We start from the raw sequence: 16135 nt of genomic DNA on the forward strand, positions 1-16135 counted from the left end.
AGAAAATTTAAATTAATTAAGTCATTTTTTGTTATAATAAGATGATTTAAAAAGGGAAAGGAGTCATGCTATCAAAAACGAAGCTAAAATTGAACGTCTTTATGATAAGAGTCGTCGAGGCTTTCTTCGTGGAATATTTAGTCGTGCTACGATTATCTTCTTAATCATTATACTGCAGCTTGTTGTTGTGGCCATGTCTTACCTCTGGTTGTATCAATATAGGATACACCTGCAAGTAACAGAAGTAGTCCTTTGTATTCTGGCCATTATCTATCTCTTCCAAAGTGATATGGAACCAACAGCCATCAACACTTGGCTCCTGATTGTATTGCCTTTTCCAATTATCGGAGCCCTGCTCTTGGCTTACACGAAACTTGATATAGGTTACACAGGGATGAAGCGTGCTATTCAGAGCAATATTGACCGCAGTTCTGGTATTCTGAAACAGGATAATCAGGCCCTCGAAGAGCTTAAGCAGTGTCACACGAGCAACTATAACTTGGTCCAATATCTTGAAAATGTGAATGGTTCTTTTCCAGTTTATCGTCACACGAAGACGACCTATTTCCCAAGTGGTGAAGACAAGTTTGAAGAAATGAAGAAACAGCTCCTTAAAGCAGAGAAGTATATTTTCTTAGAATATTTCATCATTAGTGAAGGTGAGATGTGGGGTGAAATCCTAGCAATCTTGAAACAGAAGGTTCAAGAAGGGGTGGAAGTTCGAGTACTGTATGATGGCATGAATGAATTCTCAACCTTAAGTTTCGACTATAAGAAACGTTTGCAAAATATAGGCATTCAGTCTCGTGTTTTTGCATCAGTGACGCCATTCTTGTCGACCTATTATAATTACCGTGACCATAGAAAAATTTTGCTGATTGATGGTAAGGTTGCTTTCACAGGTGGGGTTAATTTAGCTGACGAGTATATTAACAAGATTGAGCGTTTTGGTTATTGGAAAGATACTGCCCTTATGCTGGAGGGGCCAGCGGTTGATACTTTCATAGTCCTATTTCTGCAGATGTGGACCTACTCTCATGAACTGCTAGATGTGACACCGTATATGGTTGAACATGAGTGCTTTGACACTCTTGGCTTTGTTGTTCCTTATGGAGATATTCCATTAGACAAGGATAAAGTTGGTAAGAATGTCTATATTGATATTCTTAACCATGCCCGTGATTTTGTTCATATCATGACACCTTATCTTATTTTAGATGGTGAGTTATTACATGCATTGAAATTTGCGGCTGAGCGTGGGGTAGACGTTATTATCATCATGCCTGGCATTCCTGATAAAAAGTCAGCTTACTACCTAGCTAAGACCTACTACCCAACACTGCTGGCCTCTGGCGTTAAAATCTATGAGTACACCCCTGGATTTATTCATGCTAAGGTCTTTGTAAGTGATAATAGTAGGGCTGTTGTAGGAACGATTAATTTAGATTACCGAAGTCTATATCATCATTTTGAGTGTGCGACCTATCTTTATGGGACTTCTTCGGTTCTTGATATTGAGGAAGATTTCCAAGCGACAAAAGACCAGTGTCACCGAGTCAGCACGACTGATGTTAAAAATCTTCCATTCTATCAAAAGACCCTAGGTTTATTGGCCAGACTAGTTGCGCCATTGATGTAATGTCAATTTTTGTAAGAAGAGGGTTGAGCCCTCTTTTTTTAAAAGTTTAAAAGGCTCCTTGTCAACTGTAGTGGGTGACGAAAATCTAACATCTAGAGAGGACCGGATAGGTTTTCTCTTTTTGTATGTTCAGAGTGATGAAGACACGCTTCCTAAAGTTGATGAAGTTTCTAAAACCAAAGCCCAACCGTTTGATGTCTTTAATCAACTTGTTAGTCGCTTCGAGTTTTGCGTTTGAATAGTCTGTTTCTAGCACATTCTTGATGGATTTCTTGTGTCTAAGAAAAGTCCTAAAGACCGTTTGAAAGTAGTGGTTGACCTTGCTTATGTTCTCCTCTATTAACTCAAAGAACTAATCTACTCTCTTCTCCTGAAAGTGAAAAAGTAAAAGCTGATAAAGTTTGTAGGCATTAGCGATCTCTTCTGAAAATACCAATGTCTTCTCAATGATTTCATGTGGTACTAAAGTTTGTCTGAAGGTCTTTGAATAGAAGGAGTTGAGAGATAGCTTACGACTGTCCTTTTGAAAAAGTCGCCAGTGATTTTTTAAATCTCAATAAGGTAGTAAATTCTTATTAAACTGGTTCATAATGGCAATTCTTGTCTTTAAAAAGGCACGTCCAAGGTGCTGGATAATGTGAAATCGATCAGGAACGATTTTGGTGTTAGGAAAGAGTTTGCGAGCCAGTGGAATATAAGCTCCAGACATATCCATCGTGATAAATTGTACCTGTTGTCGGATTTCCAATGGATACTTCAAAAAGTAGTTTCGTATACAGGATAATCCAGTTTTGCTTGAACCTCGATATGAGTATCCGTTTCAAAAACAAGAGAAATAATGATGTTAGGGTCTTTAATTCCGATCAATTCTGTGGTATTCTTAATAAGTCTCATAAGTTCTTCCTAATGATGGTTTTGTCGCTCTTCATTATAGTTCTTATGGGACTTTTTGTGTACACTCAAAAAGATCTATAATCCCTACAGTAGTTTTACCCACTACAGAAATTATAGAGCCGTTTAAAATAAAGATAATGAAGTCCGAAGGAGAAATTGATGATAACCATTCGTCCAGCCAACTTGGCTGATGCACAAGCTATTCAGGCCATATATGCACCCTATGTTGAGAAGACGGCGATTACCTTTGAATATGAGGTTCCTAGTGTTCAAGAGTTTGAAAAACGCATCAGCAATACGATTGAAAGATACCCCTATCTAGTAGCAGAAGAGGATGGACAAGTTCTCGGTTATGCTTATGCCTCACCCTACTATGCTCGAACAGCCTATGATTGGACGACAGAATTGTCTATCTATCTGAATGAAGATGCGCGTGGTCGGGGTTTGGGGAGCCAGCTCTATGGTGCTCTCGAAGAGGAACTTGAAAAACGAGGCTTTTTGCGATTCTTAGCCTGTATTGCTGTTCCGAACGAGGCTAGTATTGCCATGCATGAAAAACGCGGTTATATCCAAGTGGCTCATTTTCCAAAAGTTGGTTACAAGTTTGAACAATGGCATGATATCGTCTGGATGCAAAAGACCATAGATGGTCCTGTCAGAAAAATACGGTAGAAGTCTGGAAATCTCTAGTCAAAGTTGACAAATTAATTATGCAATCTGACAATGATAGATTGATACTAATATTTGAGAAACTGTAGAAAAAGCTCTAAACTGTGAACCAATTTCTTTGTAGTAAAGGAGCCTATACGTCCCAAACAACAAGTGCCCGACTATTGCCTCAGAAACCTTCTAAATGGGTAAAAATCCTTTTAAAACTGTAAGAGGACCAAGTTGACTCAGCTAAAGTACACACATGGAAGCCTATATGAAAAATAAATTCAGGTTTCTTGGCGTTCAAAAAAACAATTCTCAGAAAGATTGAAAGAGAGTTTTTTAAGCCTTTTATTAAGGATCCAATTGACTGGACTTTTATGGAAGAGTGTTGGCAGCACCCCTACCGTGAGTTTCAATATATTGCTATGGGTTATCTGGACAAAAAGAAGAAGGAGTTTAGACATGAAGATTTTTCAAAGCTAAAGGAATTAGCTCAAACCAAATCATGGTGGGATAGTATAGATCAATTAGACCGTATTATCGGGGAGATTACTTTTCACTATCCAGAAACCAAGGACTTCATGCGCCAATGGAGTCTGGATGAGGATTTTTGGTTGAGACGTATTGCCATTGACCACCAGCTTATACGTAAAGAATTGACAGATACAGACCTTTTAGCTGAGGTTATTTGTAATAACTTTGGACAGACTGAGTTTTTCATTAACAAGGCTTTCGGTTGGAGATTGCGCAATTATTCAAAGGTAAATCCTGATTGGGTCCGTGATTTATTGATCACCATGCTAGTCAAATGACATCTCTTAGTATTAGGGAAGCAAGAAAGTATTTGTAGAACTCAACCGCTTGACTCTGTTACCTATTATGTTAGAATAGGAGTATGCGATGAGTCGATTGGCTCTTTAGAGCCTTTTGCGCTGAGGAGGTCAACATTAAATTGTAACGCAGGAGCGGACCTTGAGTAGTTGTGTGAACCTGCTACTCTCATCGAAAGATGCCTCTTATCCCTTGCCGTTTGGTAGGGGATTTTTCTGTTATTCTTGCTCTTTTAACCCTTTTCAACTGGGCTTAAACATAGTATAATAGATTTATTAAACTAAATTGATAGAAAATTCCAAAAGAGGTTTTACTATGGGATACACAGTTGCTGTTGTCGGTGCTACAGGTGCCGTTGGTGCTCAAATGATCAAAATGTTGGAAGAATCACCACTTCCAATCGATAAAATTCGCTACCTTGCGTCTGCTCGTTCTGCAGGAAAAGTCTTGCAGTTTAAAGGTCAAGACGTGACCATCGAAGAAACGACGGAAGACGCATTTGAAGGTGTAGACATTGCACTTTTCTCAGCTGGTGGATCTACCTCTGCTAAATATGCACCATACGCTGTTAAAGCCGGTGCAGTAGTCGTTGATAACACATCTTACTTCCGTCAAAATCCAGATGTGCCATTGGTTGTACCTGAGGTCAATGCACATGCGCTTGATGCTCACAACGGTATTATCGCTTGTCCTAACTGTTCAACTATCCAAATGATGGTGGCACTTGAGCCAGTTCGTCAAAAATGGGGCTTGGACCGTATCATCGTGTCAACTTATCAAGCTGTATCAGGTGCTGGTATGGGAGCAATCCTTGAAACACAACGTGAGTTGAAAGAAGTTTTGAATGACGGCGTTAACCCACGTGATGTTAAAGCTGAAATCTTGCCATGTGGTGGCGATAAGAAGCATTACCCAATCGCCTTTAACGCCTTGGCTCAAATAGATGTCTTCACTGAAAATGACTATACTTACGAAGAAATGAAGATGACAAACGAAACTAAGAAAATCATGGAAGACGATAGCATTGCCGTATCAGCAACATGTGTACGTATTCCAGTCTTGTCAGCTCACTCAGAGTCTGTCTACATTGAAACAAAAGAAGTGGCACCAATTGATGAAGTGAAAGCCGCTATTGCAGCATTCCCAGGTGCGGTCCTTGAAGATGACGTTGCAAACCAAGTCTACCCACAAGCCGTTAATGCTGTTGGATCACGTGATACCTTTGTCGGACGTATCCGTAAAGACTTGGATGCTGAAAAAGGTATACACATGTGGGTTGTTTCAGATAACCTCCTCAAAGGTGCTGCTTGGAACTCAGTCCAAATTGCAGAAACTCTACACGAACGTGGACTTGTACGCCCAACATCAGAATTAAAATTTGAATTGAAATAGGGAGCGAAACAGAAATCAGTAACTCGAAGAGTTTGATTTCGTAGTTTCGCCCCCGAACAGTTGATTAGGAAGTACGAATGTTGTAAACATGAATGTTTCCAATTAACCACTGCGCCATGGCTTAGGGACTAGTAAGGTTTTAGTGTTGTATGTTAATACTAACTTAAAGCTGATTGCAATGAAACAGGTAGACATATCTCTCTATTTTTTTGTGTAAATCACCAAAAATTGGAAACAATGTGACATCACGTTTTCAGAAAATTGTCAACTTATCTGTCTGTCTGGTCAAAATTATGGTAAAATGGAAAGGATTAGAAAACGGTTGAAGGAGAATAATATGTCAATTGATCAATTAAGAGATGTCAAACTGATCACAGCCCTAATTACACCTTTCCATGAGGATGGATCTATCAACTATGATGCTCTTCCAGACTTGATTGAGCATCTATTGGCTCACCATACGGAAGCTCTTCTTTTGGCAGGAACAACTGCTGAAAGCCCAACGCTTACTCATGATGAGGAGTTGGAACTCTTTGCGGCTGTTCAAAAGATTGTCAATGGTCGTGTGCCACTGATTGCTGGTGTCGGTACCAACGATACGCGTGACTCTATCGAGTTTGCTAAAGAAGTTGCTAAATTTGGTGGTTTCGCAGCAGGTCTTGCTATCGTGCCTTACTACAACAAGCCATCACAAGAAGGTATGTACCAACATTTCAAAGCTATTGCAGATGCTTCTGATTTGCCAATTATCATCTACAACATTCCTGGTCGTGTAGTTGTTGAAATGACTCCAGATACCATGCTTCGTTTGGCTGAACATCCAAATATCATTGGTGTTAAAGAATGTACCAGTCTTGCCAACATGGCCTACCTTATTGAGCACAAACCTGAAGATTTCTTAGTTTATACTGGTGAAGATGGAGATGCCTTCCACGCAATGAACCTTGGAGCTAATGGTGTTATCTCAGTAGCCTCTCATACAAATGGTGATGAGATGCATGCCATGCTTAAAGCTATTGAAAATAGTGACCTCAAGACGGCAGCAGCTATCCAACGTAAATTCATTCCTAAAGTTAACGCTCTCTTCTCAGTACCAAGTCCTGCACCTGTCAAGGCTGTTCTCAACCATCTTGGTTTGGAAGTTGGACCACTTCGTTTGCCATTGGTTGCATGTACTTCAGAAGAAGCTAAACGTATCATCAAGGTTGTCCTTGAAGAAGATGTCGAAGCAACACGTGAAACCGTTACAGGTGTTGTTCGTCCAGATTATTAAGAAAATGAAGTTGAGCATTGCTTAGCTTTTTTTAGTGCAATTGGTTACCTCTCACTAAATCCGCAGATATAGCTACTAAAAGCAGTTTTTCATCATGAAAATCTGCTTTTTTTGATATAATTATAGTTAGTGTGTTTAAAAAGAAAGGATGTTTTATGAATCAACTTGAACAAAAACTTGAACAGGACTTTGGTATTGTTTTTAGCCAAAAGGACCTTTTAGAAACTGCATTTACACATACCTCATATGCCAATGAGCACCGCCTCCTAAACATTTCACATAATGAACGTTTGGAATTTTTAGGAGACGCGGCTCTGCAATTAGTCATTTCTGTTTACCTTTACAATCGTTACCCTAACAAACCGGAGGGGGAAATGTCTAAGATGCGTAGTACTATCGTTCGTGAAGAGAGCTTAGCCGGATTTACAAAGGCTTGCGGATTTGAGCAGTATATTCGTCTTGGTAAAGGTGAAGAAAAATCTGGTGGTCGTGAGCGTGCCACCATTCTCGGTGATCTCTGGGAAGCCTTCCTTGGAGCTCTCTATCTGGATCAAGGTTTGCCTGCTGTTGAGAAATTTTTGAATCAGGTCATGATTCCTCAGGTTGAAAAGGGGAACTTTGACCGAGTAATAGACTATAAGACGGCGCTTCAAGAGCGTCTCCAGGTCAATGGTAAGGTTGATATTACTTATACTGTTATCGATGAGTCTGGACCTGCTCATGCTAAGGAATTTACTATGCAGGTAGCTGTTGATGGTAAGGAACTCAGCACTGGTTTCGGAAAATCAAAGAAATTAGCTGAACAGGCAGCAGCGAAGTCTGCCCTTGAACAACTAGGTAATTAAGCATGTACTTGAAATCAATTGAAATGCAGGGCTTTAAGTCCTTTGCGGATAAGACGAAGGTCGTATTTGACAAAGGAGTAACAGCGGTTGTAGGTCCAAATGGATCGGGAAAATCAAATATTACAGAGAGTCTGCGTTGGGCACTGGGCGAATCCTCTGCAAAGAGTTTGCGTGGGGGTAAGATGCCAGATGTTATTTTCGCAGGTACAGAGGTCCGTAAAGCTCTTAACTACGCGGAAGTAGCGGTCACTCTTGATAACAGTGACGGCTTTATCGCAGGTGTTGGTGAAACCATTCGTGTGGAACGTCATATTTATCGAAATGGTGACAATGACTACTTGATCAATGGTAGGAAGGTTCGTCTGCGTGATATTCGTGACCTCTTCATGGATACTGGTCTTGGGCGTGATTCTTTTTCTATTATTTCTCAAGGTCGTGTTGAGGCTATTTTTAATGCCAAACCTGAGGATCGCCGTGCTATTTTCGAGGAAGCTGCAGGTATTCTTAAATATAAGATACGTAAGAAAGAAACCGAAAGCAAGCTTAATCAAACTCAGGATAATCTTGATCGATTGGAAGATATCATCTATGAGCTAGATGGTCAGGTTAAACCACTTGAAAAGCAAGCAGCGACAGCAAAATGCTACTTAGAACTCGATGGAGAGCGTAGACAGACCCTGCTTAACCTTTTAGTGCATGACATTGAAGTTGGAAAATCTGACTTAACCCAAACACAAGAAGATTTGGCAGAGGTCAAGGACAAATTAACCAGCTATTATGAGGAACGTCATCGTTTAGAGACGGAGAACCAAGAACTCAAGCAAAAACGTCACCAAATTTCAGAACAAATTTCTTCTGACCAACAAACCTTAGTAGATGTCACACGACTTATTAGTGACTTTGAGCGTCAAATTGATCTCTATACCATGGAGAGTCAGCAGCGTTCCGAGAGAAAAGAAGAGACAGCAGCTCGTCTCAGCGAGCTAGAGAGTTTGAAAGCAGAAGCACAGGCTTCGCTTGATAAGGTTAACCAACGTCAAGTTAAATTGAATGCTGAATTGAATACTATTGCTCAGGAGCTGACTGCCATTCAAAAAGATCTGGAGCAATTTTCTGATGACCCAGATACGCTTATTGAACATTTGCGAGAAGACTATGTCAGTCTTATGCAGGAGGAAGCTAAGGTTTCCAACAGTCTAACTCAGGTCACTCACGACATGGAAAGTCAGACACAAGCACTTGAGGCACAGGCTGAAGAATATAAACAGGCTCAAGCTGATTTGCTCTCTGCTCAGGAAGTAGCTAGCGAAGCTCAAAAGGCTTATCAAGCAGCTCAAGCGAGTCTTCAAAATCTCTTGGATAGCTACAAAGAGAAGGATCAGTCTTATCAAGTCATCGATAAGGACTATCAAGAAGCTCAAACGAAGATGTTTGACCTCATGGATCACCTTAAGAGTAAAGAAGCTCGCCGTCAAAGTCTAGAGTCTATTCAAAAAAATCATAGTAATTTCTATGCAGGGGTTAAGTCCGTTCTTCAAAATGCCCAATCCATTCAGGGAATTATTGGCGCTGTTAGTGAACACTTGACCTTTGATACGCGCTATCAGACGGCTCTTGAAATTGCAATGGGAACTAGTGGGCAAAACATCATTGTTGAGGATGAAGCAGCAGCTAAGCGTTCGATTGATTACTTGAAACGTAGTCGTCAGGGTCGTGCGACTTTCTTACCATTGACAACCATCAAACCACGTCAACTGAATGGGCAATTTGCTCAAATTCTTGCCAATGCACCTGGTTTCATTGGTATGGCTTCCGATTTGGTCACTTACGAGGAACGTTTGGCTAATATTTTTCAAAACATCTTAGGTGTAACGGCAATCTTTAATACCATCGACAATGCCAATAAGGCTGCTCGAGCTGTTCGTTTTCAAGTACGTATGGTTACTCTTGATGGCTCTGAAATCCGCCCTGGTGGAGCCTTTGCCGGTGGTGCCAATAAGCAAAATAATAGTCTCTTTATTAAGCCCGAACTAGATGCATTAACTACTGAAATTAGCCAAATTAAGGCTCAATTAAGTGATAGTGAGGCTAAGGTTGAAGCCCTTAAGACAAAGCGTAAGGCTTTACAGAAAGCGCTAGAAGATCTCAAAGTTGATGGTGAAAATGCTCGTCTGCAGGAGCAAAGGCTAGGCTTGGAGTATCAGCAAGCCTTATCAGATGTAGAGAAAAATCAAGTCTTGGTAGATAGTTTCAAGCAGGGTTCTCAGGGATCTGAAGGGGCAAATCTTCAAACTAAGTCTGAGCAACTTAAGGCAGAGTTAGCGCAAATTGCATCTAAGCGTGAGGCCATCAATGACCGTATCGAAGCAATTAAGGAAGATAAGGATGCCCTTGGCCAACAAAAACAAGCTCTCTTAGACAGGCAATCTGAACTCCAGTTGAAGGAGCGCGACTTGCAAGCGGAATTGCGTTTTGCTAAGACAGAAAGTAATCGTCTTCAAGCAGACTTGTCTGAATTAACGAAGGAATCTGACAGTCTCAAGGCTCTCCTCAATAACCAAGTCGATGAGGATCAAACTGATCGTCTGCCGCAGTTACAAGCACAGCATAAAGAAGCTGTTCAACGTAAAGACGATTTGGAACAAGAACTTGTTCGTGCCAAGATTCAAGTGCAAGACTACGAAGGTCAGTTGGAGGACTTGGAGGAGCGTTTGGCTAAAGCGGGGAACCGCAATGAAGATTTGATTCGTCAACAGACTCGATTGGAAGAGCGTGAAAGTCAAATTAGTCAGTCGCTTCGTAAGTTTGCGACTCAGTTGGCTGAAGATTACCAGATGACGCTTGAAGCAGCCAAAGGTCAGGTTACCCCTCTTGAGAATGTTGAGCAAACTCGCCAGAATCTTCAAAGTCTTGAGCGTTCGATTAAGGCTTTGGGCCCTGTCAATGTAGAGGCTATTGCTCAATTTGAAGAAGTTAAGCAACGTCTCGATTTCTTGAATGGTCAAAAGGATGATTTACTTGAAGCTAAGGGTCTCCTTCTGAATACCATCAATGATTTGGATGGTGAGGTGAAATCTCGCTTTAAAGCAACCTTCGAGACTATCCGTGAAAGCTTTAAACAGACCTTTACCCAGATGTTTGGTGGTGGATCAGCAGATTTGATTTTGACCTCAGATAATCTCCTAGAGGCCGGTGTAGAAATTTCTGTTCAGCCACCAGGTAAGAAAATTCAATCACTTAACCTTATGTCAGGTGGTGAGAAGGCCTTGTCAGCTTTGGCTCTTCTCTTTGCCATCATTCGTGTTAAGACTATACCTTTTGTTATCCTAGACGAAGTAGAAGCGGCTTTGGATGAAGCCAATGTTAAACGCTTCGGTGACTACCTCAATCGTTTTGACAAGTCTAGTCAATTTATCGTAGTTACCCACCGTAAGGGAACCATGTCAGCAGCAGACTCTATTTATGGGGTGACAATGCAGGAATCTGGTGTCTCAAAAATTGTTTCAGTTAAACTAAAAGACCTCGATTTTGACTAAAAATAGAGTATATTTTCATGAAAGATAGTTGATAGTTTTATCGCTATCTTTTTTATAGTTTCAAAAAAATTTGAAATGACTTTCAAAAAAAAACGCAATCGACTGCGTAAAATGCTCTAACAGTGGCTATGATCAGGATTTTTGCCACTATGAGAAAGCGGTCAGCTGGTCTTTTTCGATTGAAATATTACAATTCTAAGAAGTTTTTTCTTTGTTTATTTTACCACTCATCTTTTTCAGTTTGAGACTAGGCTTGTCTGATACGGGCATTGAGCATTACCTGAATGATTTCTCCAAAAAGAATAGTTTCCAAAAAAACTTATTGAATTGACGTAACTGTAGGCACTTGAAAGCACAACTAATTTTTGATAGAATGGTGGTAATTAAATAGAAGTCGTAGAGACTAGTAACCTTATGGAAATTGACAGGGATTGGGGGTCATGGACTGGAAGCCTCCTCAAGGGAAGTTTGGCGAATTCACTCATGAAAACGGCTGACGAATCAAGGTCTGGGAAACCAGATAAAAAACGGATGGTACCGCGTGTCAACGCTCCGGGTTGGAGTTTTGGCGTGTGTTTTTTTGTTTGCGATTCGAAATTGTCATATCAGAAAGGAATATCATGGATTTACAAACACAATTACAAGAGTTGAAAACCTCAACGCAGGCTAAATTGGCTGAAATGCGTGGTGAACACTCTAAGGAATTACAAGAATTGCGTGTTGCAGTTTTAGGTAAAAAAGGTTCTTTGACGGAACTTTTGAAGGGACTTAAAGACCTTCCTAGTGAAGAACGCCCTACAGTTGGTAAAATGGTCAACGAAGTTCGTGACGTTTTGACTGAAGCTTTTGACGAAGCAGCTAAAGTTGTTGAAGCAGCTAAAATTCAAGCCCAACTTGACTCTGAAAGTCTTGACGTAACCCTTCCAGGTCGCCAAGTAAACCTTGGTAACCGTCATATTCTTAGCCAAATAGCTGAAGAAATCGAAGATATTTTCTTGGGGATGGGCTTCCAAATTGTTGATGGTTTTGAAGTTGAAACAGACTACTATAACTTTGAACGTATGAATTTGCCTAAGGATCACCCAGCACGTGACATGCAAGATACTTTCTACATTACCGAAGAAATCTTGCTTCGCACTCATACAAGTCCTGTCCAAGCTCGTACACTTGATAAACATGATTTTTCTAAAGGTCCTCTTAAGATGATCTCACCAGGACGTGTTTTCCGTCGTGATACCGATGATGCGACTCACAGCCACCAGTTTCACCAAATCGAAGGTTTGGTCGTTGGTAAAAACATCTCAATGGGTGATCTGAAGGGAACGCTTGAGATGATTATTCAAAAAATGTTTGGTGCAGAACGTCGAATCCGTTTGCGTCCTTCTTACTTCCCATTCACTGAACCTTCCGTTGAGGTTGACGTGTCATGCTTCAAGTGTGGTGGTAAAGGATGTAACGTATGCAAGAATACAGGTTGGATTGAGATCCTTGGTGCTGGTATGGTTCACCCACAAGTGCTTGAGATGTCAGGTGTTGATTCTGAAGAATATTCAGGTTTCGCCTTTGGTCTTGGTCAAGAACGTATTGCCATGCTTCGCTATGGTATCAACGACATCCGTGGTTTCTATCAAGGAGACGTTCGATTCTCAGAACAGTTTAAATAAGGTTTAGGAGGTTGTCATGACGGTTGTTATTCGAAAGGTTCTTCCCGAAGAAGTTGAAGAATTAAAAGTTATTTCGGAAGATACTTTTAGGGAGACATTTGCTCATGATAATACAGAATCCCAGTTGCAAGCTTACTTTGATACTGCACTGTCTGAGGAAGTTCTGCTCGATGAAATTACTCATGAAGAATCGCGTTACTTTTTCATTATAGTTGATGATGTAAAGGCAGGTTTTCTAAAAACTAATGTCGGATCTGCCCAAACAGAGCAGCACCTAGACAATGCCTTTCAAATTCAGCGTATTTATATCAGTCAGGCCTTTCAAGGCATGGGCTTGGGTAAGCGATTATTTGAGTTTGCTTTGCAAGAAGCTCGTGACCTGGGTTGTGATTGGGCTTGGTTAGGTGTTTGGGAAAGGAATTTCAAGGCACAGATTTTTTACGATAAATATGGCTTTGAAAAATTCGCAGAACACGATTTTCTTGTCGGTGATGGTAAAGTGGATCGCGATTGGTTGTTAAAATTGAAACTATAAACCTAATTGAAGTTGATAGAGAGGTTTTAAAAAGACAATAAAACGCATAAATTTGTCTTCCTCATAGATCAAATACAGATATTCCTAAATTACAGAAAGGATTTGAACCCGTCTTAAGAGTGGTTGAAGTTCTTCTTACATTTATCAGTTGAACTGATAGTTTTACAGAAAGGATTTGAATACGACCTCAAAGTTCGAGATTTAGATAAGTCGCTACTGAAATCAGGATTTCAGGCGACTTCCTAAAATCTTGTCACTTTGGTCCTTGCTCTGCAAGGACACGGTCTTAATATCATTATTATGCTAGTTAGTTATAAATGGTTAAAAGAGTTGGTTGATGTGGATGTTACCACGGCCGAACTTGCTGAAAAAATGTCGACGACAGGTATTGAAGTGGAAGGTGTTAAGACACCTGCTGAAGGCTTGTCAAAATTGGTTGTTGGTCATGTCTTGTCATGTGAAGATGTGCCTGAAACACACTTGCACTTGTGTCAAGTAGATACAGGTGATGCTGAAGGTCCACGTCAAATTGTATGTGGCGCTCCAAATGTCACTGCTGGAATCAAGGTAATTGTTGCCATTCCTGGTGCCCGAATTGCAGATAATTACAAGATCAAAAAAGGTAAGATTCGTGGTATGGAATCTCTTGGTATGATCTGTTCTTTGGCTGAACTTGGTCTTCCAGATAGCATTATTCCTAAAGAATTTGCAGATGGTATCCAAATTTTGCCAGAAGATGCTGTTCCTGGAGATAGCATTTTCCCATATCTAGACCTTGATGACGAAATTATCGAATTGTCAATCACACCTAACCGTGCTGATGCCCTTTCTATGCGTGGTGTGGCTCATGAAGTTGCTGCAATCTATGGTAAATCCGTTCATTTCCCAGAAAAAACAGTTACTGAAGACAGCAAACCAGCTTCTGATAAAATTTCAGTAGCTATCGAAAGTGATAAAGTGACTACTTATGCTAGTCGAGTGGTTGAGAATGTCACGGTTCAACCAAGTCCACAATGGCTACAAAACCTTCTCATGAATGCTGGTATTCGTCCAATTAACAATGTAGTAGATGTGACAAACTATGTTCTTCTATACTTTGGACAACCAATGCATGCCTTCGATTTGGATAAGCTTGAAGAATCACACATTGTTGCCCGTGATGCACGCGAGGGTGAAAAACTGGTTACTCTTGATGGTGAAGAGCGTGAATTGACTGCTGAAGATATTGTTATTACAGTTGCTGACAAACCTGTTTCTCTTGGTGGTATCATGGGTGGTGCATCAACTGAAATTGATAACAACTCTAAAAATGTTGTCCTCGAAGCTGCTGTTTTTGATGGAAAATCTGTTCGTAAGACAAGTAGCCGTCTTAACCTTCGTTCAGAATCGTCATCACGCTTTGAAAAAGGTGTTAATAACGATACTGTCCTTGAAGCTCTTGATTTTGCAGCAGCAATGTTGCAAGAATTGGCAAATGGATCTGTTCTTGCAGGCCGTGTTCAAGCAGGTTCAGTCGACACAGAACCAGTCCAAGTTTCTACAAGTCTTGACTATGTGAATGTCCGTCTAGGTACAGAATTGACTTTTGCGGATATTGAAGATGTGTTTGCAAAACTTGGTTTCGGTTTGACAGGTGATGCTGATAGATTCACTGTATCTGTACCACGTCGTCGTTGGGATATCAGTATCCAAGCAGACTTGGTAGAGGAAATTGCACGTATCTATGGCTATGAGAAATTGCCTACGACACTTCCAGAGGCAGCAGGAACATCCGGTGAATTGACTAAAACACAAACACTTCGCCGTAAGGTTCGTACCATTGCTGAAGGTGCTGGATTGACTGAGATTATTTCATACACCTTGACAACACCTGAAAAAGCCGTAGAATTTGCTGCGACACCAAGTAACTTGACTGAGTTAATGTGGCCTATGACTGTTGATCGCTCTGCCCTCCGTCAAAACTTGGTTTCTGGTATGCTTGATACCGTTGCTTACAATGTCAACCGTAAGAATAGCAACGTAGCTATCTACGAAATCGGTAAGGTCTTTGAGCAAAATGGTAATCCGAAAGAAGAGTTACCAAACGAAATCAATACCTTTGCCTTCGCAATTTCTGGTCTTGTAGCGGAAAAAGATTTCCAAACCAAAGCAACGCCAGTTGATTTCTTCTATGCTAAAGGTATCATTGAGGCTCTCTTCAAAAAACTTGAAGTTTCGGTTGACTATGTAGCGACAAAAGACCTAGCAAGCATGCACCCAGGTCGTACTGCTGCTATTGTGCTTGATGGTCAAACTATTGGATTCCTTGGTCAAGTTCACCCACAAACAGCTAAAAACTACGGTATTCCAGAAACTTATGTGGCTGAAATTAATCTTAGTGCTGTCGAAGACGCCTTGAAACCAGCTCAACCATTTGTTGAAATCACAAAATTCCCTGCAGTATCACGTGATATCGCCCTTCTTCTTAAGGCAGACATCACTCATCAAGAAGTTCTTGATGCCATCTATTCAGCAGGAGTGAAACACTTGATTGCTGTTAAACTCTTTGACGTTTATGCAGGTGAAAAACTTGGTGCTGGTATGAAATCAATGGCCTATAGCCTCACCTTCCAAAATCCAAATGACAACCTCACAGACGAAGAAGTTGCCAAATACATGGAAAAAATTACCAAAGCTCTCACTGAAAAGGTCGAAGCAGAAGTACGTTAATAGTTAAAAATCCATCTGATAAGATGGATTTTTAAGATAGTAGATATAAGGCTAAAAGGAGATAACTTGTTTTTAGAGTTTTTTGATGGGATTTGGGGACATTACACCTTTGAATCTGATAAAGTCAATACACTTATTGATGCCTTACCCAGTTTTGCTTATC

At 40.6% G+C, this 16135-nt stretch carries 10 protein-coding genes and 2 pseudogenes; 10 read left to right on the plus strand and 2 right to left on the minus strand.

The window, feature by feature from the left end:
• Nucleotides 1–88: 88 nt before the first annotated feature.
• On the plus strand, nucleotides 89–1639 hold the full coding sequence (gene cls, locus MHH90_RS03645; RefSeq protein WP_172642536.1) for a cardiolipin synthase: 1551 nt from the start codon (nucleotides 89–91) through the stop codon (nucleotides 1637–1639).
• 92 nt (nucleotides 1640–1731) lie between these two features.
• Here cls and MHH90_RS03650 read toward each other — a convergent pair.
• Nucleotides 1732–2414 (minus strand): annotated as a pseudogene (locus MHH90_RS03650) (transposase); the annotation flags it as partial.
• The gene (locus MHH90_RS10205) at nucleotides 2396–2533 is read right to left on the minus strand and encodes a hypothetical protein (RefSeq protein ID WP_002948564.1); all 138 of its coding nucleotides are present in this window, start codon (nucleotides 2531–2533) and stop codon (nucleotides 2396–2398) included. The pseudogene MHH90_RS03650 and the gene MHH90_RS10205, both read right to left, overlap by 19 nt.
• A gap of 159 nt (nucleotides 2534–2692) precedes the next feature.
• Here MHH90_RS10205 and MHH90_RS03655 point away from each other — a divergent pair, with 159 nt between their 5' ends.
• The 9 genes and pseudogenes from MHH90_RS03655 to pheT all read left to right on the plus strand — a co-directional run bounded on the left by MHH90_RS03655 (nucleotide 2693) and on the right by pheT (nucleotide 15972).
• On the plus strand, nucleotides 2693–3205 hold the full coding sequence (locus MHH90_RS03655) for a GNAT family N-acetyltransferase (RefSeq protein ID WP_011681320.1): 513 nt from the start codon (nucleotides 2693–2695) through the stop codon (nucleotides 3203–3205).
• Nucleotides 3206–3366: 161 nt separating this feature from the next.
• A pseudogene (locus MHH90_RS03660) lies at nucleotides 3367–4037 on the plus strand (DNA alkylation repair protein).
• A 296-nt stretch (nucleotides 4038–4333) separates the two neighbouring features.
• On the plus strand, nucleotides 4334–5410 hold the full coding sequence (locus MHH90_RS03665) for an aspartate-semialdehyde dehydrogenase (RefSeq protein WP_011681318.1): 1077 nt from the start codon (nucleotides 4334–4336) through the stop codon (nucleotides 5408–5410).
• A gap of 337 nt (nucleotides 5411–5747) precedes the next feature.
• On the plus strand, nucleotides 5748–6683 hold the full coding sequence (gene dapA / locus MHH90_RS03670) for a 4-hydroxy-tetrahydrodipicolinate synthase (RefSeq protein ID WP_014608458.1): 936 nt from the start codon (nucleotides 5748–5750) through the stop codon (nucleotides 6681–6683).
• Between the two features lie 155 nt (nucleotides 6684–6838).
• Entirely contained in the window at nucleotides 6839–7528 is a 690-nt protein-coding gene (gene rnc, locus MHH90_RS03675; RefSeq protein ID WP_011681316.1) for a ribonuclease III, read from the plus strand.
• A gap of 2 nt (nucleotides 7529–7530) precedes the next feature.
• Nucleotides 7531–11064, plus strand: coding sequence for a chromosome segregation protein SMC (gene smc, locus MHH90_RS03680; RefSeq protein ID WP_340725785.1), 3534 nt, complete (start codon nucleotides 7531–7533; stop codon nucleotides 11062–11064).
• A gap of 620 nt (nucleotides 11065–11684) precedes the next feature.
• Nucleotides 11685–12728, plus strand: coding sequence for a phenylalanine--tRNA ligase subunit alpha (gene pheS / locus MHH90_RS03685; RefSeq protein ID WP_011681314.1), 1044 nt, complete (start codon nucleotides 11685–11687; stop codon nucleotides 12726–12728).
• Between the two features lie 16 nt (nucleotides 12729–12744).
• Nucleotides 12745–13263, plus strand: a complete 519-nt coding sequence (locus MHH90_RS03690) for a GNAT family N-acetyltransferase (RefSeq protein ID WP_011226187.1) — start codon at nucleotides 12745–12747, stop codon at nucleotides 13261–13263.
• Nucleotides 13264–13563: 300 nt separating this feature from the next.
• Nucleotides 13564–15972, plus strand: coding sequence for a phenylalanine--tRNA ligase subunit beta (gene pheT / locus MHH90_RS03695; protein WP_041827841.1), 2409 nt, complete (start codon nucleotides 13564–13566; stop codon nucleotides 15970–15972).
• Nucleotides 15973–16135 lie beyond the last annotated feature (163 nt).

This window comes from Streptococcus sp. FSL E2-3488, assembly GCF_038003585.1.
Classification (GTDB): Bacteria; Bacillota; Bacilli; order Lactobacillales; family Streptococcaceae; genus Streptococcus; species Streptococcus thermophilus.